This is a genomic window from Streptomyces sp. CC208A (genome assembly GCF_030010625.1).
GTDB lineage: Bacteria > Actinomycetota > Actinomycetes > Streptomycetales > Streptomycetaceae > Streptomyces.
Map to the genome: position 1 here is coordinate 97,668 of NZ_JASCXN010000008.1, position 20,615 is coordinate 118,282.

Here is a 20,615-nt window from a genome sequence, read left to right on the forward strand (position 1 = left end):
TCCGTGCCCCAGCACACCTTCATCCTCAACGGCAAGGCCGTCACCGCCGAGATCGAGTCCGACGTGCGGCTCCTGTGGGTCCTCAGGGACGTCCTCGGCGTCACCGGACCCAAGTACGGCTGCGGCGTCGGCGTCTGCCGGGCCTGTACGAGCCACCTCAACGGCAAGGCGTTCACGCCCTGCGCCGTGCCCGTCGGCGAACTCGCCCCAGACGACGAGGTCACGACCATCGAGGGCCTCCCCGACACCGTCGGGAGCGAACTGCACCCGATGCAGGAGGCGTGGCTCGACCTCGACGTCTCCCAGTGCGGCTACTGCCAGCCCGGGCAGATCATGGCGGCCGTCGACGCGGTCCGCCGGGCCCGGGAGGCGGGCCGGGAGGTCACCGAGGCCGACCTCGACGCGCTCCGCAACATCTGCCGCTGCGGCACCTACCACCGGATCCGGCAGGCCGTCCTCGAAGGCGCGCGCCGCATGGCCTGACGGAGGCGGGGCCGGACGCGCGAAGGCCCCCGTCGCCGGTGCGACGGGGGCCCGGGGCGGGAGGGGCTCAGACGGCGGGCGGAACCCGCGGAGGACGGCCCGAACCCCTGGTCAGGGCGTAGCCGCCGATGCCCGCGAGCGCGGCGAGGACACCGCCGGCCGCGGTCCAGATCCAGCGGTCGGACCACCAGCCGGAGGACCAGCCGCCCTCAGGGGCGGCGGCCTCCACCGCGGTGCGGCGCCCCGCCTCCTCCTCGGCCTCGGCCAGTTCGGCGGTGGTCGCGCCCGGCACCAGCGGCGCGGCGAGCGCCCCGTCGGTGGCGTACGCGCCGCCCTTGTCGGAGACGTCGACGCCGACGCGGGCCGAGAACGGCTGCCCCAGGTCCTCCTCCGGCAGCCCGGTGACGGTCAGCCGGACGTAGTAGCTGCCCGGCAGCGGGTCGTTCGCCCAGGCGTCGGCGGAGGCCCGCACCGGGCGCAGCACGCAGGCGAGTTCCAGCGCCCCGGTCTCCTTCGCCGCGGTACGGGACTGGGACCCGTACATGCACGGCTGGCGGCGCCGCAGCCCGTCGTACACGTCGACCCGCCAGGTGGAGGGGCCGTGCCGCAGGGCGCTCTCCGGGAGCGTCACCGTCGCCTTCACGGTGGGCCGCTCGCCGGTGTCGGCGGGGAACACCCAGTACAGGTAGTCGCCCGTCGCCGCCTGCGCGGTGGCCTCCTGGCCCGGCCGGAAGGCGGCGGCGGTGCGGAAGGTGGTGCCGGCCTCCGTGGGGCCCGCGCTCGGGTCGGCCGAGGGCGTGGGGGTGTCGGCGAGGGCGCCCGGCGCTGCGGGTCCCAGCAGGGCGGCGCCGGCCAGCGCGGCGGCCGCGAGCATCCGTACGGTACGCATCAGTGGGTCCTCCAGACGGCGACGCGCCAGCGGGACAGCCAGCCCCAGATCAGACCGGCCAGGAAACCGGCGAGCACCAGCGCGCCGAGCAGCCACCAGCCGCGGCCGAGCCCGAAGGAGGCCACGTCCGAGGCGCTCGCCGGGCCGTCCACCACGTCCACGGTCAGCTCGATCGGCATGCCGGGCGTGGTCTTCACCGCCGGGGGAGCGGAGAAGGAGTTGCTGACCTGGAGGCAGACGGTCTCGGCGGCTGGCTTGCCGTCCGCGTCCGCGTCGTCCCGCTCGGGCTTCGGGTAGCGCAGACCGGTCGAGATCACGTCGGTGCGGCCGTCACCGGCCTCGGAGCCGCGCACGATCTCCCGGCCGTGCTTGGTCACCGCCCGCAGCAGCACGCCGTAGTCGTTGTTCACGGCCCGGTCGGCCGAGACGCTGACGGAGGCGCGGAGCTCCTGGCCGGGCAGCAGGTCGACCTTGTACCAGCGGTGCTCGCCGAAGGTCTCGCGGTCCGTGTAGAGGCCGGGCCTGAGCTGCGGGGCGTCCGCGCACTGCCGGGTGCCCTCGGTGGCGACCGGGGTCACCACCGGGTCGGCGGCGCGGTCCACCAGCTGGCGTACCCGGCGGGAGAGTTCCTCGGTGTGGCGCACGGAGGTGTACGTGCCTCCGGTGGCCTCGGCGATGCAGGTGAGCTGCTGCCGGGTCTTGGCGTCCGGCACCAGGCCCAGGGTGTCGATCACGAGGTGGATGCCCTCGGCCGCGATCTTGCGGGCGATCTGGCACGGGTCGGAGGAGCAGGTGTCCTCGCCGTCGGTGATGAGGACGATCCGCTTGGTCGCCCCGTCCTTGCCGAGGTCGTCGGCCGCGCCGAGCAGCGCCGGGCCGATCGGGGTCCACCCGGTGGGGGCCAGGGTGGCGACGGCGGTCTTGGCCTCGGTCCGGTCGAGCGGCCCGACCGGGTACAGCTGCCGGGTGTCCTCGCAGCCGCGCTTGCGGTCGTTGCCCGGGTAGTCGGCGCCGAGCGTGCGGATGCCGAGCCGGACCTCCTCGGGCACCGCGTCCAGGACCTCGTTGAACGCCTGCTTGGCGGCGCTCATGCGGGACTTGCCGTCGATGTCCTTGGCCCGCATGGAGCCGCTGACGTCGAGGACGAGCTCGACCTTGGGGGATTCCTTCGCCGCCGGCTCGTCGGCGGACGCGCTCGTCGGCAGCAGTGCGGCGGTCAGGGCGACGAGCAGCGCGCAGGCTCCGGTCGCCAGCCGTTTTCTCGTGATCATCGGCGGATCGTATTGAGGATCGTCCGACAAACCAAAACCGGGGCCGGGCTCCCCGCCGGCGGGGAGCCCGGTGCGCGGTCCTGACGGACTACCAGATCGCCTCGACCCACTCCGGGTGGTCGATGAACGGGTTCCGATTGCCCTGGTAGGTCGAGAAGATGATGTTGTTGCGGCGCTCCTCGAAGGCGCTCGGCGGGTCCTGCTCGTTCCACCGCTTCAGGACCGAGAGGCGGCCGTGGAAGGGCACGCTGCCGTTGGAGGTCGACTCGCTGGGCTCCAGGTCCGGCCAGCCGTCGCCGCCCTCGTACCGCACGGCCATGTAGAGGATCATGCGGGCCACGTCGCCCTTGTCGGCGTCGCGCGGCTCGAAGGAGTTCGAGTCGGTGTAGCTGCCGGGGGCGCCGTTCACCGCGCCGCCGCCGTTGTCGAAGTCCTTGTTGCCGCGGATGCTGTTGACCTGGACGTCGCAGGCCCGCAGGTGGTGCAGGTCGGTGCCGGGGCCGGTCGAGGTGCCGAAGTCGCCGTGCGACTTGGCCCAGGTGTGCTCGCGGTTCCAGTCGCCGACGGAGCCGCCGTTGAGGTTCTTGCTGCGCGAGGTGCCGCTGTACAGGAGCAGCACGTTGGCGGTGTTGTTCGGGTCCTGGTCGAGGGTCTTGAGGGCGTTCCAGACCGCGTCGTACGAGATCTTGCTCTGGCCGCTGACGATGGTGTGCAGCGAGGACTTGAGCTGGGTGCCGGTCTTCCCGATCGCGTTCTTGTAGTACGTGCTGTCGTACGCGGTCGTGGTGGCGGCGGCGGGCGTCGCCGTGACCGCGGGGAGCGTGAGTCCGACGAGGGCGGCGGGAACCGCCGCCCAGACCTTCCATCTGCGTATCCGTGCAACCGACATGGGGGCCCTTTCCGGGGACGGCACGCGGGTGAGCGCCGTCCCCGGCTCAGGGCCCGGTGCTCTACGCGTGTTGACTGCGTGTCATCCGGGAGGGTGGCACGGGAGAGGGTGTTGTCGTGTTACGGACAAAGAGCCATTCGGTGACGTTCTCGCATACAGGACAACTGTCCGAGGGGGAAGCCTGCCCCTTCGGCCTCAGGCGTCCCGGAGGTCCACCGGCATCCCCTTCGGCTCCTTGATCCGCTTCATGATGATCTGCGAGTTCACCTCGGTGACCCCGGCCAGCGCCGTCAACTGCTCGATCCACAGCCGCTCGTACGCCGAGAGGTCCGCGACCGCGATCCGCAGCAGGCACCCCGGGCTGCCGAAGAGGCGGTACGCCTCGATCACGTCCGGGATCGACTGGAGCGCCTCCTCGAAGGCCTCCACCGTCTCCCGGTCCCGCTTCACCTCGACCGAGACCAGCACCTCGAAGCCCCGCCCCACCGCCTCCGGGTCGATGACCGCCCGGTAGCCCCGGATCACCCCGTCCTGCTCCAGCTGGCGCACCCGGCGCAGGCAGGGGGAGGGGCTCAGGCCGACCCGCTGGGCCAGCTCCTGATTGCTCAGCCGGCCGTCCTGCTGGAGCTCACGCAAGATATGGAGATCGATTCTGTCCATGGCGCAATCATCTGCCACGCCGAAACATTTCTCCGCCCATATCGGCAATCGCGTGCTCATACTTTTGGCCTATGGTTGCGGGCCAGGCCCGGAACCGCCGGGGCCCAGGCAGCCAGGGAGGCGACGGACATGCAGCGGACGAACGACGGGACCCCGCGCCGGATCGTCGTCATCAGCACCGGGGGCACGATCGCCAGCCGCTGGCAGGGCACCGGCTACGCCGCCGACGCCTCCGGCGACGCCGTCCTCGCCACCGCCCCGCTGCCCGAGGGCGTGACCGTCGAGGTCCGCGACCTCTTCAACGTCAACAGCTCGCGCCTCACCGCCGCCCACCAGCTCGCGCTGCTCCGCACGGTCCACGAGACCCTCGCGGACCCCGGGGTCGACGGCATCGTCGTCACCCACGGCACCGACACCCTGGAGGAGACCGCCTTCCTCCTGGACCTCCACCACGACGACGCCCGCCCGGTCGTCCTCACCGGCGCCCAGCGCCCCTTCGGCACCGGCGACGGCGACGGCCCCGGCAACCTGTACGACGCCCTCCAGGTCGCCGCCACCGTCCGCGAACTCGGCGTCCTGGTCGTCTTCGACGGCCGCGTCCACGCCGCCCGCGGCACGGTGAAGACCCAGACCCTGGCCGCCGACGCCTTCTCCGACCCCTCGGCCGAGCGGCTCGGCCGGGTCGGCTTCTCCCGCGTCGACATCGAGCGCCTGCCCGACCGCCCGGCCGTCCTCCCGCTGCCGGAGGCCGCCCGCACCGCGGACCCGGACGCCTCCGGCGGCCCCGCGCTGCCCCGGGTGGACATCGTCTTCCATCACACCGACGGCGACCGGCTCCACCTCGACGCGGCCCTCGCCGCCGGGGCCCGCGGCATCGTCCTCGTCGCCACCGGCGCCGGCAACGCCACCCCGGAGATCGCCGAGGCCGTCGCCGAGGCCACCGCCCAGGGCGTCCTCGTCGCCGTCACCACCCGCGTCCCCGCCGGTCCGCTCGCCGAGATCTACACCGGCGGCGGCGCCGTGGACCTGGTCGCCGCCGGTGGTCTGCTCGCCGGCACCCTCCGGGCCGGCCAGGCCCGCATCGCCGTCCTGGCCGCCCTCCTCGCCGCGACCGACGGCGACGACCCGGCCCGCCGCACCGTGCTCCTGCGCCGCCTCCTCGAAGGCCCGGTCCGCGCCGAACCCGCCCTCGCCACCGGCACCTCCCGCGAGGCCGCGCCGCTCCCGGTGCGCGTCTGACGCCTCCCCGATCACCGGCTCGCGGGCGTCGACCTCCCCCTCCTCCGCCCGCGGGCCGGAAACAACCCTTCGGACCCGGCCCGCCCCCCTGCGGCCGGGTCGATCAAGAGGGCATATCCAGCCACAAGTTACCCGTCGGTTTCTCGTGACTTCCTCGACGAGCGGTCGTAGAACATGTTCCCATTCGCTCACGAGTGAGGAAGATCACATGAGTGAACGCTCCCTGTCCGCCCAGGGAACTCACGGGACCAGCCGCCGCCGCTTCCTGACCGGAACAGGTTCCCTTCTCGGCGCCACCGCCCTGGCCGGAACCCTCGCCACCCCCGCCCGCGCCGAGGTCCCCGGCCTGAACGTCTGCCCCGTCCCCGACGGCTCCCACGTCCGCGTCCTCGTCATCGGCACCGGTTACGGCGGCTCCGTCGCCGCCCTCCGCCTCGCCCGCGCCGGCGTCGACGTCCACATGATCGAGATGGGCATGGCCTGGGACGCCACCGGCCCCGACGGCAAGATCTTCGCCAACACCACCCGGCCCGACTACCGCTCCTTCTGGCTGCGCACCCGCACCAAGCAGCCGCTGAGCCAGTTCCTCGGCTACCCCCTCGACAAGGACGTGCCCCGCCACACCGGCATCCTCGACGCCGAGGACTTCGCCGGCATCACCGTCTACCAGGGCCGCGGCATCGGCGGCGGCTCCCTCGTCAACGGCGGCATGGCCGTCACCCCGCGCCGGGAACGCTTCCCCGAGATCCTCCCCACCGTCGACCCGGCCGAGATGTACGCCACCTACTACCCGCGCGCCAACGCGGGCCTCGGCGTCACCCCCGTCGACGAGACCTGGTGGGAGAACACGGCCGCCTACCAGTACGCCCGCGTGGGCCGCAAGCACGCCCAGCGCTCCGGCTTCCCCTTCGTCTTCGTGCCCAACGTCTACGACTGGGACTACATGAAGCAGGAGGCCGCCGGGACCGTCCCGAAGTCCGCCCTGGCGGGCGAGGTCATCTACGGCAACAACCACGGCAAGAAGAGCCTGCGGAAGACCTACCTCGCCCAGGCCGCCGCCACCGGCCGGGTCACCGTCTCCGCCCTCCACAGGGTCACCTCGGTCACCCCGGCCGCCGCCGGCGGCTACACGGTCGCCGTCGACCAGATCGACACCACCGGCGCCACCCTCGCCACCAAGACCGTCCGCGCCGACCGGGTCTTCTTCGCCGCCGGCAGCGTCGGCACCAGCAAGCTCCTCACCCGGCTCAAGGCCACCGGCGCGCTGCCCGCCCTCAACGAGCACATCGGCAAGGGCTGGGGCGACAACGGCAACGTCATGTGCGGCCGCGCCAACCACATGTGGGACCCCACCGGCACCCTCCAGTCCGCCATGCCCACCGCCGGTATCGACAACTGGGACGCGGGCGGAGCCTTCGCCGAGGTCGCCCCGCTCCCCACCGGCATCGAGACCTACGCCTCCTTCTACCTCTCCATCACCCGCACCCCGCACCGCGCCGAGTTCACCTGGAACCCGGCCACCGGCAGGGTCGACCTCAGCTGGGACCGGTCCTGGAAGCAGGCGTCCATCGACATGGCGAAGTCCATCTTCGACAGGATCAACGCCAAGGAGGGGACGATCTACCGCACCGACCTCTTCGGCGCCTACAAGATCTGGGGCGACCACCTCACCTACCACCCGCTCGGCGGCGCCGTCCTCGGCCGCGCCACCGACAACCACGGTCGCCTCCACGGCTACCGGGGCCTCTACGTCATCGACGGCGCCCTCATCCCCGGCAACACCAGCGTCAACCCCTTCGTCACCATCACCGCCCTCGCCGAACGCAACATCGAGCGCCTCATCGCCGAGGACTTCTGAACGTGACCCGCGGAGTGCGGAGGACCGGCCGGCCCTCCGCACGCCCCCTCACCCCGTCGGCAGCACGCACACCTCGTCGAGCCCGAGCACCCGGTTCAGCCGCCCGAAGGCCAGCCACGACCCCAGGCTCATCGTCAGCTCCACGATCTCCGCCTGGCCGTAGTGCGCGGTCATCCGCGCCCAGAACTCCTCGTCCAGACCGTGGTGGTCGAGCGCGTACCGCTCCGCGTACTCCGCCGCCAGCCGCGTCCGGGCGTCGAAGGACTCCGACACCTCCGTCGTCCGCCACGCCGCCACCAGCTCGTCGAAGCCCTCCTCGACCTTCACCCCGTCCCGGTCCGTACGCCAGTCCAGACAGAAGCGGCAGCCGTTGATCTGCGCGATCCGCAGCCGCGCCGCCTCGAACTCGCGCAGCCCCAGGGTCGTATGGGCGTACACCGACAGCGAGAAGTTCGCCGCCGCCGTCCCGATCCCCGGGACCAGGTCGCCCCACACGTACCCGATCGGCTCCTGCCCCTCGGGAATGTCGATGATCATCGCGGTCTCCTTCCCAGCTTCCCCACCGTCGGACGCACCGGCACGTCCAGCGCGTCGTAGAGTCCCGGCCCGGCCGCCGCCAGCCAGTCGATCGCCCCGACCAGACGCCCGACGGCGGTCGCGTTCCCGCCGGCCGCCCGGTTCTCGCCCTCGTCGACGGCCGCCACCGTCACCTCGATCCGCGGCCGGCCCTCGACGACCACCCGGTGCGCCCCGGCGCCGTCCGGCGGCACCGGCCAGTCCGGCGCGCAGGACGGATGGATCCGGGTCACGTGCTCGATCACGATCCGCGGCTCGCCGCCGACGATCCCCTGCACCTCGAAGCGGACCGCGCCCTGCGTGCCCGCCTCGAAGACCCCCATCGTCCGCGTCCTCACGGCCGCTTCGAGCGGCCGCCGGTCCACCGTCTCGCGGATCTCCTCCACCTCGGCGCCGAGCGCCCGGGCCATCAGCCGGATCTGCCCGCCCCACACCATCGTCGGGACCGACGGGAGGAGCATCGGCGGCTCGTACTCCAGCGGTTTGCCCATGCCGATCAGCTCGCGCACGGAGAACTCCTGCTCGTACGTCGAGTAGTCGAAGATCTCCTGGCAGCGGACCGCGTCCACGGTCGTGCCGAGCCCGCTGACGAGCAGCGGCAGCACGTCGTTGCCCCAGCCCGGGTCCACCCCGGACGCGAAGAGCGACCCGCCGCCCTCCGCCACCGCCGCGAGCACCGGCTCGCGGAACTCCGGCGGCGCGTTCCGCGGGTCGTACAGCGGGTACAGCGACGGCGTCACCACCACCGCGCCCGCCGCGACCGCCCGCACCACGTCCGCCAGCGCCCCGTCGGGCCGCACGTCGCCGGAGGCCGCGTACACCACGGCCCCCGGCCGCGTGCCGAGGACCGCCCCGACGTCGTCGGTCGCGGCCACGCCGAGCTCGTGTCCGAGCCCCGCGAGCGCCCCCGCGTCCCGGCCGACCTTCGCCGGGTCGGAGACCAGGACCGCCGCGAGTTCGAGCCCGGGATGGGCGTCCACGGCCCGGATGGCCGCCCGCCCGACATTTCCGGTTCCCCACACCACCGTCCGTATCATGCGCGGAGGGTAGCGCCGGGGGAGCGAGGTTCCCAGACCCGCGGCCCCCCGATATGACGCTACGTCAGATTGCGTGTGCCGTACGGGAGATCAGGCCAGCCGCAGCGCCACGAACGGGATCGTGTCCCCCGGCAGCAGATACCGCTCCACCTCCGTGAAGCCCCGCGCCAGCGCGAAGCGCAGCCCCTCCTCGTTCGAGGCCAGCACCACCGTCTCCACCCCGTCCTCGCTCAGCGTCCGCGCGTGCGCGAGCCCCCGCTCGTACAGAGCCGTCCCGAAGCCCCTCCGCCGGTACTCCGGCAGGACGCGCGCGATCACCGTCGCCGCCGGTGTCTCCTCGTCCGGCGGCCGCACCGTCGAACACCCCACGGCCACCCCGTCCAGGTACGCCGTCTCCAGCCGGTTGCGCCCGGCCCGCTCCCGCACCTCCTCTGCGGAGAGCACCGCCGTCGGGATGATCGCGTTGTGCACCGCCCGCCAGTCGGCCAGCTCCCGCTCGCCCGCCGCCGGAACGACCCGCAGCTCCCCGGACCCCTCAAGAACGTTCATCCGGGCAGCCAACCCCGCCCGCCGCCGGCCGGTCAACCGCTTTCCCGGGCCCGCCCGCTCCTCCGTACGGGTGGGCCGCCGCCCTCCCGCGCGCCGCCGCCCGCCGAGCGGGTACGGATCGCTCCACTGCCCCCGGCCAGGAGGATGCCTTCCCATGCCCGCCTTCGTCCGCAAGGGCGCCCCCGCGCTCCTCGGCGCCGGCACCCTGTGCGCGGCCCTGCTGCTCACCGGCTGCGCACACCCCGCCCCCACCACCCCGCCCACCACCGTGAAGACCTCCGCCGCACCGACCCCCTCCGGCGCGACCGAGGCCACCGACGCCCGCCCCGACGGCGTCTCCCGCATCCCCGGCATCGGCCCCCTCACCCAGGCCCGCCTCCCCGACGGCACCGCCCAGGCCCTCGTCGTCACCGGCGACACCGAGAACAGCAACACCGCCACCGCCGTCCTCCATCAGCGCGGCCCCGACGGCCGCTGGTACCAGGCCGGCGGCCCCTGGTCCGCGCGCAACGCCCTCAAGGGCTGGACCGCCGACCATGTCGCCGGCGACCTGCGCACCCCCACCGGCGTCTTCCGCCTCGGCGACGCCGGCGGACGGCTGCCGGACCCCGGCGCCCGCCTCCCGTACGACGAGGACCCCGAGTTCGCCATCAGCGGCACCGGTTTCCACGGCGAACCCCTCGAAGGCTCCTTCGACCACGTCATCGCCATCGACTACAACCGCGTCCCCGGCCGCACCCCGCTCGACAAGGAGCGCCCCCTCGGCGCGGGGAAGGGCGGCGGCGTCTGGATCCACGTCGACCACGGCGGCCCCACCCAGGCGTGCGTCGCCCTCGACCGGGACGACCTGCGCACCCTCCTCGTCGCCCTCGACCCGGCCGCCGAACCCGTCGTCGTCATGGGACCGGCCCCCGAACTCGCCCGCTGAACGGGCGTCCGGGAGCCGGCCGGAGCGTCGCGGGGCGCGGGATCAGCCGACCGCTCCCCGGAACGCCCCGGTGTGCTCCCGGACCTGCTCCGGCGTCAGATACGCGTCGGTGTACTCGAAGTCCCGCAGCGTCCCCGCCTTCGCGGCCAGGAACCCGGTCCTTACGTAGTCGTCCCCGGCCACCGCGTTCAGCAGCCAGTTCGTCATCACCCGGGTCTTCGCCACATTGGTCCGCAGCGCCGCCCAGTGGTAGCCCCGTGCCACCGCCTGCGCCGGCGCCCCGTGCAGCTCCACGCCCAGCGGCTTCGACACGCCGTCCATCCCGCCGAGGTCCACCACCAGGCCCAGGTCCTTGTGGGTGTACGGTCGCAGGTGCTCCCCGCGCAGGGTCGCCACCAGGTTGTCGGCGAGCGTCTTCCCCTGCCGCATCGCGTGCTGGGCCGTCGGCGGGCAGATCGCGCCCTCCTCGCCCTTGGCGACGTCCGGCACGGCCGCCGCGTCGCCGAGCGCCCAGACCCCGTCGAGGCCGGGCACGTTCATCTCCGGGGTCACCGCCAGCCGGCCGCGCACGGTCTCCGCGCCGAGCGTGCCGACGAGCGGGCTCGCGGCCACGCCGGCCGTCCAGATCAGGGTGCGGCAGGGCAGCACCCGGCCGTCCGTCAGGGTGACCGCCTCGTCGTCCACCGAGGCCACCGACACCCCCAGCGAGACCTGGATGCCCCGCCGGGTGAGGATGTCCATCGCGGCCTTGCCGAGCTTCTCGCCCAGCTCCGGCATGAGCTTCGGCGCGATGTCCACCAGGTGCCACTTGATCAGGGCCGGGTCGAGCCGCGGATACCGCTTGACCGCGTTGTGGGTGAGCAGCTGGAGGCAGGCCGCCGTCTCGGTGCCCGCGTAACCGCCGCCGACCACCACGAACTGGAGCCGCGCGGCCCGCTCGGCCTCGTCGTCGCTCGCGTCCGCCAGGTCCAGCTGGGAGATCACGTGGTCCCGGACGTAGACGGCCTCCGCCAGGGTCTTCATGCCCCGGGCGTGGTCGGAGAGCCCAGGGATGTCGAAGGTCCTGGTCACGCTGCCGGGCGCGAGCACCAGGTGGTCGTACGGCTCCACCTCGTACTCCCCGGTGATCGTCCGGACGACCACGGCCTTCGCCGCCGTGTCCACGCCCACCGCACCGCCCGGCACGATCCGCGTCCGGTACTTCTGGCTGCGCCGCAGCGACAGCGCCACCGACTGCGGGGTCAGGGCGCCCGACGCCACCTGGGGGAGCAGCGGCAGATAGAGCTGGTACGAGAAGGGGGAGAGCAGCGTGATGCGCGCCTCCCGCTCCGTGAGCCGCCGTTCGAGCCGCTTCACACAGCCCACTCCGGCGAAACCGGCGCCCACCACGAGGATCCTCGGTCGCGTCACGCTGTCCGCCCTTCCCTATGAGCGTGCAAAGCGCCGTCGCCTATGACCCCATAAGGGCGCGTACGGCAGCTTTTCGCTGACTATCCGTGGTTCACCCTTTCTATCGCCAATGCGGCGGTATCGCTCTTCGGCGAGGTCCGCCCCGGTCCGCCCTCGCCTCAGGCCCCCGCCCCGACCAGCGCGGTCACCAGGCGGCGTACCGCCGGGCGGGGGTCGGGGGAGTCGGGCCAGGTGGTCATCAGGAGGTGGTGGCTCGTACCGACGAGGGCGAGGGCCGCCGTGGCGGGGTCGAGGGAGGCGGGGACGCGGCCGAGACCCCGCTCGGCCTCCAGGTAGGCGGCGACGGCCCCCTCGATCGCCGCGAAGCCCGGCGCCCCGCCTTCCAGTGCCTCGCGGACGCGGAGCGAGGCGGCGGGCCGGGCCATGGCGAGGCCGGAGACGGCGGGGCCGCCGGAGTCGAAGAGGGCCGAGACGACGGCGTCGAGGTTCCCGGCCACCGTGCCCTGCCCGACGGCCCCCGCCAGTGCCTCCGCCTTCACCGCCGTACGGGCGAAACGGTCGAGGCACAGCTCGGCCACGAACTCGTCGAACCCGGCGAAGTGCGTGTGCAACAGCCCCTTGGCGCAGCCCGCCTCGGTGGTCACGGACCGGCTGGTGAGCGCGCCCGGCCCGTCCCTCTCCACGATCCGCTCGGCCGCCGCGAACAGTCGCTCGCGCACGTCCGGCGTCGCCACTCCACGCGGTGACATGACCCTGCCGTCCTTTCCCTCGTGTCTCTCCGGCATCCCGACTGCCTGGATCGTAGACGGCGTTGCCGGAATGGGCATGCGCCCATACTATGGGCCGCGCAAGAATGGGCACTCGCCCATTCTTTACGTCACCCCTGGAGGCAGCCATGACCGGCATCGTCAACACCGCGCAGGACCAGGCGTGGAACGGCCCCGAAGGCGAACACTGGGCCCGCCACCAGGACCGCTGGAACGCCGTCAACGAGGGCTTCGACGAGCCGCTGCTCACCGCCGCCGGAATCGCCGGCGCCCACCGCACCCTCGACATCGGCTGCGGCGCCGGCCGCACCACCCGGCTCGCCGCCCGGCGCGCCCCGCGCGGACACGCCCTGGGCCTCGACCTGTCCGGCCCGATGCTCGCCGAGGCCCGCGCCCTGGCCGCCCGCGAGGGCGTCGGCAACGTCGCCTTCACCCGGGGCGACGCCCAGACGCACCCCCTCGACGAGGGCGCGTTCGACGCGGCGATCAGCCGCTACGGCATCATGTTCTTCGCCGACCCCGAGGCGGCCTTCGGCAACATCGCCCGCGCCCTGCGCCCCGGCGGACGGATCGCCTTCGTCTGCCCGTCCGACCCCGCCCTCAACGGCTGGGCGACCGCCATGGCCTCCCTGCGCGGCATCCTCCCCGTCGGCGACCCCGCCCGCCCGGGCGAGCCGGGCATGTTCTCCCTCGCCGAGCCCGACCACGTCCGCGCCGTTCTCACCGCCGCCGGATTCACGTCGGTGGAGATCGAGGAGAGCAGGGCGTACGGCACCTGGGGCCGGGACGCCGCCGACGCGGCGGACTTCCTGCTGGGCACCGGCCCCGGCCGCCACCTGATGCGGCAGGCCGACGAACCGGCCGGGACCCGCGCCCGCGCCGCCCTCACCGACCACCTCCGCGCCCACCAGGCGCCCGACGGCACCGTGCGGCTCCTCAGCACGGCCTGGCTGGTCACGGCGGACCGGCGTGCTTCCTAGCGGCTTTCCGGAAGCCGCAGGACGACGACGCCGAGCGGACGGGACCCGGCCGCGAGGCGCTTCACCTCGCCCGAGGCGAGGTCGACGACGCTGATCCCGTCCCAGTAGCCGTCCCGGGTGAAACCACCGGTCACATACGCGGTCCGGCCGTCCTCCGAGACGGCCACGTCCTCGTGCGGCCCGTCGAGCGGGTAGACCCGCTCGACGCCCCCGGGCGACCGCACGGTCAGCGACGGGCCCCGGTCCACGCTCGGGTCGATCGGTCCTGTGCCGACGGCGAACAGCGTCCCGTCCGGCGTCACGGTCGCCCCGTGCTGGTGGGTGTTCGCGGTCATCTCCTCGATCCCGACCTTCCCGGTGGCCGGGTCCACGACGGCCAGCCGCTCGCCCTCGAACGGCAGCAGCAGCTTCCCGTCCGAGGGGCGCACGGCCGCGTAGTGCGGCTTCAGCCAGGAACCGAGCCCGCCCCCGGTGCCGTACGGGGCGACCTCGACGCGCCGGGCGTCGAGCGAGCCCGCGTCGACGACGGTCACGTCGAAGGAGTCGTGGTTCGTCGCGTACACGGCGGAGCCGTCCCGGCTCACGTCCACGTCGAACGGCCGGCGCCCCACCTCCACCACGTCCACGACCTCCACGGACGCGGTGTCGATCACCTCCAGGGTCCCGTTCCCGCCGGGCACGTTCACCCCCACGTACACCCGCTTCCCGTCCGGCGAGAGCGCGATGCCCATCCCGCCGCCCCGGTACTCGCCGGTGGTCACAGGACCGGTGTCCGTCCGGTACGGCACGAGGGCCAGGCGCTCCCGGGCGGCGGTGTCGACGACGGCGACCCCCTCGGCGGTCGCGACCCACGCCCGCCCGTCCTCCCCGACCGCCAGCCCGTACGGCGCGGTCCCCACCCGCACGGAACCGGTGGCCCCGCGCGCGGGATCGACGAACGTCACGGTGTCCGCCCCGAAGTCGCTCACGAGCAGCGTCCCGGCCTTCGGCGCGGGCGCCGGGGTCGACCCGGCGGAGGCCGGAGGCATGACGGTTCCGGTGGCGGCGGGAGCCGGGCCCGCCTGGGCGCATCCCGAGAGCAGGCCCCCGGCGACCGCCGCGGACAGCAGGACGCGAGCGGTACGGGACGTGCGGCGGATCTTCGTCATCTCGGGCTCCTCGGGGCGGGACGGAAGGAGGACACCGCGCGAACCGGCCCCTCCCGCCCCCCGATCCTCCGTCCCCCGGAGCCCCGGCCCCCTCACCCACCCGTCTACGCCCTCTGCCCCCTCCGGTGGACCAGGGGGTCCACCGATCGGACGACCCGACGGGGACGGGTTCGGTCGCCCCCGGTGGCCCGTCCGGTCAGTCTGCGGCGGGTCCCACCGAGGGCCCGGCCCCCGTGAGCCAGCGGTCGTCCTCGTATGCGGGCGGTACCTCGTCCTCCCAGGGGTCGAGGCCGAGCCGTTCCAGCTCCTCGAACCACCGGTCGCGCTGTGACTCGGGAAGGCGGCTACCGCACCAGGGGCAGAAGGCGATGCCGAAGCTCGACCTGCCACCGTCGTGGATGATGAGCCCGTACTCCTGGAAGCGGGTGCTGAACGCGACGACCGCGTCCGGACAGTCGTACGCGTCGGCGTGGTCGTCGCAGTGGTGCTCGATCTGCCTGCGCATCGTCTCGCAGCAGTGGCTCGTCACGGCCCGGACTTCTCCGGCGGCCACCGGCTCAGCCCTGCTGAAGCGAACGCATCGCGACGACCCCGGAGTGCCCGCCCGGCCCGCCCTGGCCCGGCACAGGACCGGGGGCCTGCATGCCTGCCGGGGCCGGCAGACCGGCGGGGCCCGCCATCCCGGGCTGACCCGGCACCGGCTGACCGGGAACCCCCGGCAGACCCTGGACCGGCATTCCGGGCTGCCCCGGCTGGCCCATCGGCGGCTGGCCCTGCACGCCCGGCCGGCCGGGCATCCCCTGGAGCCCCTGCATGCCCGCCGGAGCTCCGACCCCCACGGGCTGCTGCGCCGGCGAGGGGATCTTGATGTACCGGCTCAGGTCCCGCAGCACCTCCTCCGCGGTCTGGCGCACGTCACCGGGAACGTCCCCCCGCTCCCGTATGAGCTGGGCGTAGATCGGTGCGGTGCCGTCCGCGTGGTTCATGGGGTCCGTCGCTTCCTGTCAGCTGGGCCGGTGCCGCCACCGGCGGGCAGACGGCGAGTCTACGGGGAACCGCCGACAGCCCGTGGCACGGGGGAGCCCGCTCCCACCTGGCCGGGCGACCCCGGAAGCGCCCTCGCGGCGGCCCGGAGCACACCCCCCGCCGTGTCAGGATCGAAGGATGCTGGAGAAGATCATCGCCGCCTGTGACGGCGCGTCCAAGGGAAATCCCGGCCCCGCCGCCTGGGCCTGGGTCATCGGCCGGGCCGACGGCACCGTCGAGCGCTGGGAGGCCGGGCCGCTCGGCCGCGCCACCAACAACGTGGCCGAACTCACTGCCCTGGAAAGGCTCCTGGAGACCCTGGACCCCGCTGTGCCCGCGGAGATCCGGATGGACTCCCAGTACGCCATGAAGGCCGTCACCACCTGGCTGCCCGGCTGGCGCCGCAAGGGCTGGAAGACCGCCGCCGGGACCCCGGTCGCCAACAAGGACCTCGTCGTCCGGATCGACGCCCTGCTCACCGGGCGCGACATCGACTTCGTCTACACCCCCGCGCACCAGGCCGACGGCGACCCCCTCAACGACGCCGCCGACCGGGCCGCCAGCCACAGCGCCCGTACCCAGGAGCCCCTGGGTTCGGACGCCGGCTCCGCCCTGCCCGACCCCGAGCCCGCCGCCGCGCGCGCCTCCGCTTCCCGCGCGCCCCGGACGCGCTCCTCCGCGCCGGGTGGATCCACCCGGGCCGGTGCCCGCCGGAGTCGCCCGTCCGGCGGCACCCTGAAGGCCAGGTTTGCCGGCCGCTGCCGCTGCGGGCGTGCCTATGACAAGGGGGAGACCATCGCCAAGAACGCGGAGGGCTGGGGGCACCCCACCTGCGTCTGAGCCCTGAGGCCGTCCGAGGGGCGGGCGCCCCCGTCCGCCCCCTGAGACCGCTTTCCGGACCCCTCCGGCAGGCTTCACCCGTGCGTGGATCCAGGTTCTCCCGAGGTTCTGTTCTCAGAGCTGTTGTGGCTGCATACTGTTCCTCCTCGCACCTGGTGACGAACCGTTTTGCCTGCTCATCCGACGTCTTTCGACGTGCATCGGCACCCGGCGAGATTCCCCCTTCACTTCCGGCGCACAGCGTCGTGGCGGAAGTGACCCCTGCCCGTGAAAGACCCGAGGTTCCGTGCCAGTACCTGTTCTCCTGACCGGGCGCTCCGTGCGCCTGGAGCCGCTGGCGATGCGGCACGCCGAAGCCCTCGCCCGGGCCGGCGAGGCGGACCGATCGGCCTATGCCTTCACTCCCGTGCCCGAGGGCCTGGAATCCGCGCTCGACTACATCGCCCGCGCCCTGGCCGAACAGGCCGCCGGGCGCTGTCTGCCCTTCGCCCTGGTCAGTACCGCCGACGACCGGGTGATCGGCTCCACACGCTTCCTCGAACTCGACTACTGGCGGGGACCGCTGGTCTGGCCGCCGCTCACCGGCCGCCCCCACGGCGACCCGCTCACCGCGGTCCCCGACGCCGCCGAGATCGGCAACACCTGGATCGCGGGCGACGCCCGGGGCACCGGCATCAACACCGAGGCGAAGCTCCTCATGCTCCGCCACGCCTTCGACACCTGGGGCGTCCGCCGGGTCACGCTCCGTGCCGACGCCCGCAACACCCGCTCGCGCGTGGCCATCGAACGCCTCGGCGCGACCTGCGAGGGCATCCGCCGGGCGCACTCGCGCGGCCTCGACGGCGCCGTCAGGGACACGGCCTTCTACTCGATCCTCGACGAGGAGTGGCCCACCGTCCGGGACATCATCGAGCTGCGTCTGAGCACCCCCCGCCGGAGCCGGGTCCTCCAGGACCTCCTCCCGGCCTGACCCGCCCCGCGCCGCCCGTACTGCGGGCGGCGCCCAGGGGTGGTTCCATGGAAGTGACGGGAAGGACTCCGCGTGAGGACACGGAGTAGCGGTCTGCGAGGCCCGCGCACCGTGCAATCAGGATCCGCGAGAAGCGGGTGAGTCCTTCCCGCCCCCTCCCTCTCTTTCTCTCCCTCCCCGCCCTCGGCGTCGCGGACTTCCCGCGCCTGTCGGCCCCCGGACCCCGCCCGGTAGCGTGGGCCACGAGACAGTGCCGTGCCCCGGGAAGGACCGAGTGACCGCCGTGCCCGCCGAGAACCACGCCCCTGCCCCCGCCGCCCGGGACACGGACGTCCTGCTCCGCACCGAGGGACGGGCCGGGTTCCTCACCCTCGACCGGCCCCGGGCCATCAACGCCCTCACCCACCCCATGGTCCGCGCCCTCGACGCCGCCCTCACCACCTGGGAGCACGACCCGGCGATCACCACCGTCGTCCTGCGCGGGGCGGGAGAGCGGGGCCTGTGCGCCGGCGGCGACATCCGCGCCATCCACGACGACGCCCGCGCCGGCGGCACCGCCACCGCCGCCTTCTGGGCCGACGAGTACCGCCTCAACGCCCGGATCGCCCGCTACCCCAAGCCGTACGTCGCCTTCATGGACGGCATCGTCATGGGCGGCGGCGTCGGCGTCTCCGCCCACGGCTCCGTCCGCGTCGTCACCGAACGCTCCCGGATCGCCATGCCCGAGACCGGCATCGGCTTCGTCCCCGACGTCGGCGGCACCTGGCTCCTCGGCCGCGCCCCCGGCGAACTCGGCACCCACCTCGCCCTCACCGGCACCCAGGTCGGCGCCGCCGACGCCCTCCTCACCGGCCTCGCCGACCACCACGTCCCCGCCGCCGCCCTCGACGCCCTCGCCGACGATCTCACCCGCCTCCCCGCCGACGAGGCCCTGGCCCGGCACACCACCGCCCCCGGCCCCGGCGTCCTCGCCGAGCAGCGCGCGTGGATCGACGCCTGCTACTCCGCCCCCACCGTCGAGGAGATCGTCGACCGCCTCCTCGACTCCGGCGTCCCCGCCGCCAAGGAGACCGCCACCACCCTCCTCGCCAAGTCCCCGACCGCCCTCAAGGCCACCCTCGCCGTGCTGCGCGCGGCCCGCGCCCTCGACACCCTCGAAGCCGTCCTCGACCTGGAGTACCGCGCCTCCTGCGCCGCGCTCACCAGCCACGACCTCGTCGAGGGCATCCGCGCCCAGGTCGTCGACAAGGACCGCGACCCGCACTGGAAGCCGGCGGCCCTCGCCGAGGTCACCGACGCCGACGTGGCCCGCTACCTCACGCCCCCGCCCGGCGGCGACCTCGGCCTCGCCGGCTGACCGGCGCCGCCCCCGCCGCCGGCTCGCCGAGCGCCAGCGCCGCCGTCCGCCACGCCTCCGTGACGGCCCCGTGCGCCAGCGCCGTCGCCGCCGACACGTCCTCCGGCAGCCGCAGCGGCGCCCCGATGTGCACATGCAGGCACGGGCGCCGCACCGGGGCCGTCAGCACCCCCGCGATCTGCTTCGCCGTCCCGCCCGAGGTGATCCGCCGCGCCCCGGCCTGCCCGACCGGCACCACCGGCGCGCCCGTCGCCCCGGCGAGCCGCGCCAGACCGGTTCTGAACTCCTCCGGCGGCGCCTCCGACGCCTCCCGGCGCGGAGGTATCCGCCCCTCGGCGTAGAGCATCACCGGCCTTCCCGAGGCGAGCGCCACCGCCGCCCGGTCCAGCGCGGTCGAGGCGTGCGCGGTGTTCCGGTGCACCGGCACGTACCCGTCCCGCGACAGCGCCGCCCCCAGCCCCGGCACCCGCCACAGTCCGGCCGCCGCGAGCAGCACCGGCTCGACGGCGAGCCGCCGCCGCAGCGCGGCGAGGACCAGCGCCGGATCGGCGAGCGAGGTGTGGTTGACGACGATGATGCTGCCCGGCTCGATCCGGGCGCCGGGATCCGCGGTCACGGTCAACCGCCCGAAGAACGGGACGAGATGCGCGGCGAGACGACTGAGCACGGGCGGGCCCACCTTCCGGGAGCGGTACGACGACGGCCCGCCCATCGTCGGCCGGAGCCCCCGCCTCCGGCATGGGCGCCCGTACTCATCCGGTACTCACCCCGTACCCGGCCCGCCGCCCCGGCCCCACCGCGAGGCGTGGGCCGAAGGAGCGGTTCGGGTGACCCCGGGAGCGCTGGGTCGTTGCACGCGTAAAACGATCACACGGCGAAGACGCGGAGGTGGTTCCCGTGAGCGTTCAGCAGGCCACGGCGGTGAGGACCCTGGTGCTCGACAACCCGGAGGACGTACGCGACGCGGCCGCGGCGCTCGCCGGAGGGCGGGCCGTCGCGCACGGTTTCGGCAACGTCTACGCGCTGGCCTTCCGCCCCGACCGGGACACCGTCGAGCGCGTGAACCGGATCAAGGGCCGCCCGGCCGGACGGACCCCCGGCCTCCTCACCGTCCCGGAGCGCATCCCGTCGGCCTTCGACTGGACCCGGCTCCCCGACGACGTGCCCTGGCAGCAGGTCCGGTCCCTGACCGAGGAGCTGCTCGGCCTCGGGCCCATCGGCCTGCGCGGCCCGGCCTCCGACCGCGTCCCCGGCACGCTCGCCGCCGACGACGGGGGCGTCCGCACCGTCCGGGTCCTCGCCCCCGGCACCCGCTGCCCCTCGCACGCCTTCCTCGGCGCGGCGCTCGGGCTCACCGGCGGCGACTTCCTCGCCGTCACCTCCGCCCACCGCTCCCGCCCCGGCCGCGACGGGGAACCCGCGCACTGGCGGGCCGACGGCCTCGCCGAGGAGTTCGGCGCCGAGCCCGGCGTCAGGATCCTCGCCCACGCCGACGAGGAGGCCGCCCGCCGGCGCCACCCCTTCCACCGGCCGACCTCCGTCAGCGTCCTGTCCTTCCACCGCACCGCCGGGCACACCCGCTCCGGTCTGCCCGCGCTCGTCCTCGAACGGCACGGCTCGCTCTCCGCCGACCACATCCGGGCCGTCGCCGCCACCCACGGCTTCGGTCTCGCCCCCGCCCCCCACGCCGCCGGGCCGCTCGTCCCCCGGTCCTACGGCCCCGCCTGACGATCCGTAG

At 74.1% G+C, this 20,615-nt stretch carries 22 protein-coding genes; 9 read left to right on the top strand and 13 right to left on the bottom strand.

Features of this window, described 5'->3' with window-relative positions; translation table 11 throughout:
* Positions 1-3: 3 nt before the first annotated feature.
* Positions 4-483 (top strand): 2Fe-2S iron-sulfur cluster-binding protein, encoded by a 480-nt coding sequence (locus QK442_RS11850; protein ID WP_282693853.1) that lies wholly within the window; start codon positions 4-6, stop codon positions 481-483.
* Positions 484-550: 67 nt separating this feature from the next.
* On the opposite strand, the gene QK442_RS11855 is transcribed toward QK442_RS11850, so the two are convergent.
* The 4 genes from QK442_RS11855 to QK442_RS11870 form a co-directional block, all read right to left on the bottom strand.
* Positions 551-1,372, bottom strand: coding sequence for a hypothetical protein (locus QK442_RS11855; RefSeq protein WP_282693854.1), 822 nt, complete (start codon positions 1,370-1,372; stop codon positions 551-553).
* Entirely contained in the window at positions 1,372-2,643 is a 1,272-nt protein-coding gene (locus tag QK442_RS11860) for a VWA domain-containing protein (RefSeq protein ID WP_282693855.1), read from the bottom strand. Before QK442_RS11860 ends, QK442_RS11855 begins: the two co-directional genes overlap by 1 nt.
* Positions 2,644-2,731: 88 nt before the next feature.
* The gene (locus QK442_RS11865; RefSeq protein WP_282693856.1) at positions 2,732-3,532 is read right to left on the bottom strand and encodes an endonuclease; all 801 of its coding nucleotides are present in this window, start codon (positions 3,530-3,532) and stop codon (positions 2,732-2,734) included.
* Positions 3,533-3,727: 195 nt separating this feature from the next.
* On the bottom strand, positions 3,728-4,192 hold the full coding sequence (locus QK442_RS11870; protein WP_282693857.1) for an Lrp/AsnC family transcriptional regulator: 465 nt from the start codon (positions 4,190-4,192) through the stop codon (positions 3,728-3,730).
* A gap of 129 nt (positions 4,193-4,321) precedes the next feature.
* Between QK442_RS11870 and QK442_RS11875 the strand changes: the two genes are divergently transcribed.
* Together QK442_RS11875 and QK442_RS11880 are read left to right on the top strand one after the other, a co-directional pair.
* Positions 4,322-5,431: an asparaginase gene (locus QK442_RS11875; RefSeq protein ID WP_282693858.1), complete on the top strand. Its 1,110-nt coding sequence runs from the start codon at positions 4,322-4,324 to the stop codon at positions 5,429-5,431.
* A 208-nt stretch (positions 5,432-5,639) separates the two neighbouring features.
* Complete coding sequence (locus QK442_RS11880) at positions 5,640-7,289, top strand: GMC oxidoreductase (RefSeq protein ID WP_282693859.1); 1,650 nt, start codon at positions 5,640-5,642, stop codon at positions 7,287-7,289.
* 48 nt (positions 7,290-7,337) lie between these two features.
* On the opposite strand, the gene QK442_RS11885 is transcribed toward QK442_RS11880, so the two are convergent.
* From QK442_RS11885 to QK442_RS11895, 3 genes are all read right to left on the bottom strand, one after another.
* Positions 7,338-7,826 carry a carboxymuconolactone decarboxylase family protein gene (locus QK442_RS11885; protein WP_282693860.1) on the bottom strand — a complete coding sequence of 163 codons (489 nt, stop codon included), beginning with the start codon at positions 7,824-7,826 and terminating at the stop codon, positions 7,338-7,340.
* Positions 7,823-8,902, bottom strand: a complete 1,080-nt coding sequence (locus QK442_RS11890) for a dihydrodipicolinate reductase (RefSeq protein WP_282693861.1) — start codon at positions 8,900-8,902, stop codon at positions 7,823-7,825. The genes QK442_RS11885 and QK442_RS11890 overlap by 4 nt, the downstream gene beginning before the upstream one ends.
* Positions 8,903-8,992: 90 nt before the next feature.
* Positions 8,993-9,451, bottom strand: coding sequence for a GNAT family N-acetyltransferase (locus QK442_RS11895; RefSeq protein ID WP_282693862.1), 459 nt, complete (start codon positions 9,449-9,451; stop codon positions 8,993-8,995).
* Positions 9,452-9,605: 154 nt separating this feature from the next.
* Between QK442_RS11895 and QK442_RS11900 the strand changes: the two genes are divergently transcribed.
* The gene (locus tag QK442_RS11900; protein ID WP_282693863.1) at positions 9,606-10,379 is read left to right on the top strand and encodes a L,D-transpeptidase family protein; all 774 of its coding nucleotides are present in this window, start codon (positions 9,606-9,608) and stop codon (positions 10,377-10,379) included.
* 42 nt (positions 10,380-10,421) lie between these two features.
* Here QK442_RS11900 and QK442_RS11905 read toward each other — a convergent pair whose 3' ends face one another.
* Together QK442_RS11905 and QK442_RS11910 are read right to left on the bottom strand one after the other, a co-directional pair.
* The gene (locus QK442_RS11905) at positions 10,422-11,789 is read right to left on the bottom strand and encodes an NAD(P)/FAD-dependent oxidoreductase (RefSeq protein ID WP_282693864.1); all 1,368 of its coding nucleotides are present in this window, start codon (positions 11,787-11,789) and stop codon (positions 10,422-10,424) included.
* A 158-nt stretch (positions 11,790-11,947) separates the two neighbouring features.
* The gene (locus tag QK442_RS11910; protein ID WP_282693865.1) at positions 11,948-12,538 is read right to left on the bottom strand and encodes a TetR/AcrR family transcriptional regulator; all 591 of its coding nucleotides are present in this window, start codon (positions 12,536-12,538) and stop codon (positions 11,948-11,950) included.
* Between the two features lie 146 nt (positions 12,539-12,684).
* Here QK442_RS11910 and QK442_RS11915 point away from each other — a divergent pair, with 146 nt between their 5' ends.
* Positions 12,685-13,536 (top strand): class I SAM-dependent methyltransferase, encoded by an 852-nt coding sequence (locus tag QK442_RS11915; protein WP_282693866.1) that lies wholly within the window; start codon positions 12,685-12,687, stop codon positions 13,534-13,536.
* Here the strand turns inward: QK442_RS11915 and QK442_RS11920 are convergent.
* From QK442_RS11920 to QK442_RS11930, 3 genes are all read right to left on the bottom strand, one after another.
* The gene (locus tag QK442_RS11920; protein WP_282693867.1) at positions 13,533-14,684 is read right to left on the bottom strand and encodes a hypothetical protein; all 1,152 of its coding nucleotides are present in this window, start codon (positions 14,682-14,684) and stop codon (positions 13,533-13,535) included. The two genes, QK442_RS11915 and QK442_RS11920, sit on opposite strands and share 4 nt — an antisense overlap.
* A gap of 196 nt (positions 14,685-14,880) precedes the next feature.
* A complete protein-coding gene (locus QK442_RS11925; protein ID WP_282693868.1) occupies positions 14,881-15,213 on the bottom strand; it encodes a hypothetical protein in 333 nt (110 codons plus the stop codon).
* Positions 15,214-15,241: 28 nt separating this feature from the next.
* Entirely contained in the window at positions 15,242-15,670 is a 429-nt protein-coding gene (locus tag QK442_RS11930) for a hypothetical protein (protein WP_282693869.1), read from the bottom strand.
* Positions 15,671-15,848: 178 nt separating this feature from the next.
* Between QK442_RS11930 and QK442_RS11935 the strand changes: the two genes are divergently transcribed.
* The 3 genes from QK442_RS11935 to QK442_RS11945 all read left to right on the top strand — a co-directional run bounded on the left by QK442_RS11935 (position 15,849) and on the right by QK442_RS11945 (position 18,877).
* On the top strand, positions 15,849-16,550 hold the full coding sequence (locus tag QK442_RS11935) for a ribonuclease H (RefSeq protein ID WP_282693870.1): 702 nt from the start codon (positions 15,849-15,851) through the stop codon (positions 16,548-16,550).
* Between the two features lie 286 nt (positions 16,551-16,836).
* Entirely contained in the window at positions 16,837-17,520 is a 684-nt protein-coding gene (locus QK442_RS11940; RefSeq protein WP_282693871.1) for a GNAT family protein, read from the top strand.
* 274 nt (positions 17,521-17,794) lie between these two features.
* The gene (locus tag QK442_RS11945) at positions 17,795-18,877 is read left to right on the top strand and encodes an enoyl-CoA hydratase/isomerase family protein (RefSeq protein ID WP_282693872.1); all 1,083 of its coding nucleotides are present in this window, start codon (positions 17,795-17,797) and stop codon (positions 18,875-18,877) included.
* On the opposite strand, the gene QK442_RS11950 is transcribed toward QK442_RS11945, so the two are convergent.
* Positions 18,837-19,544, bottom strand: coding sequence for a lysophospholipid acyltransferase family protein (locus tag QK442_RS11950; RefSeq protein ID WP_282693873.1), 708 nt, complete (start codon positions 19,542-19,544; stop codon positions 18,837-18,839). The two genes, QK442_RS11945 and QK442_RS11950, sit on opposite strands and share 41 nt — an antisense overlap.
* Before the next feature lie 230 nt (positions 19,545-19,774).
* On the opposite strand from QK442_RS11950, the gene QK442_RS11955 reads away from it, so the two are divergent.
* Complete coding sequence (locus QK442_RS11955) at positions 19,775-20,605, top strand: hypothetical protein (protein ID WP_282693874.1); 831 nt, start codon at positions 19,775-19,777, stop codon at positions 20,603-20,605.
* Positions 20,606-20,615 lie beyond the last annotated feature (10 nt).

Bases quoted from the DNA above. Each gene is read 5' to 3' on its own strand.
- QK442_RS11935 (WP_282693870.1), top strand. From the start codon at position 15,849: ATGCTGGAGAAGATCATCGCCGCCTGTGACGGCGCGTCCAAGGGAAAT.
- QK442_RS11900 (WP_282693863.1), top strand. From the start codon at position 9,606: ATGCCCGCCTTCGTCCGCAAGGGCGCCCCCGCGCTCCTCGGCGCCGGC.
- QK442_RS11915 (WP_282693866.1), top strand. From the start codon at position 12,685: ATGACCGGCATCGTCAACACCGCGCAGGACCAGGCGTGGAACGGCCCC.
- QK442_RS11910 (WP_282693865.1), bottom strand. From the start codon at position 12,538: ATGTCACCGCGTGGAGTGGCGACGCCGGACGTGCGCGAGCGACTGTTC.
- QK442_RS11875 (WP_282693858.1), top strand. From the start codon at position 4,322: ATGCAGCGGACGAACGACGGGACCCCGCGCCGGATCGTCGTCATCAGC.
- QK442_RS11895 (WP_282693862.1), bottom strand. From the start codon at position 9,451: ATGAACGTTCTTGAGGGGTCCGGGGAGCTGCGGGTCGTTCCGGCGGCG.
- QK442_RS11865 (WP_282693856.1), bottom strand. From the start codon at position 3,532: ATGTCGGTTGCACGGATACGCAGATGGAAGGTCTGGGCGGCGGTTCCC.
- QK442_RS11870 (WP_282693857.1), bottom strand. From the start codon at position 4,192: ATGGACAGAATCGATCTCCATATCTTGCGTGAGCTCCAGCAGGACGGC.
- QK442_RS11920 (WP_282693867.1), bottom strand. From the start codon at position 14,684: ATGACGAAGATCCGCCGCACGTCCCGTACCGCTCGCGTCCTGCTGTCC.
- QK442_RS11885 (WP_282693860.1), bottom strand. From the start codon at position 7,826: ATGATCATCGACATTCCCGAGGGGCAGGAGCCGATCGGGTACGTGTGG.
- QK442_RS11860 (WP_282693855.1), bottom strand. From the start codon at position 2,643: ATGATCACGAGAAAACGGCTGGCGACCGGAGCCTGCGCGCTGCTCGTC.
- QK442_RS11890 (WP_282693861.1), bottom strand. From the start codon at position 8,902: ATGATACGGACGGTGGTGTGGGGAACCGGAAATGTCGGGCGGGCGGCC.
- QK442_RS11930 (WP_282693869.1), bottom strand. From the start codon at position 15,670: ATGAACCACGCGGACGGCACCGCACCGATCTACGCCCAGCTCATACGG.
- QK442_RS11855 (WP_282693854.1), bottom strand. From the start codon at position 1,372: ATGCGTACCGTACGGATGCTCGCGGCCGCCGCGCTGGCCGGCGCCGCC.
- QK442_RS11880 (WP_282693859.1), top strand. From the start codon at position 5,640: ATGAGTGAACGCTCCCTGTCCGCCCAGGGAACTCACGGGACCAGCCGC.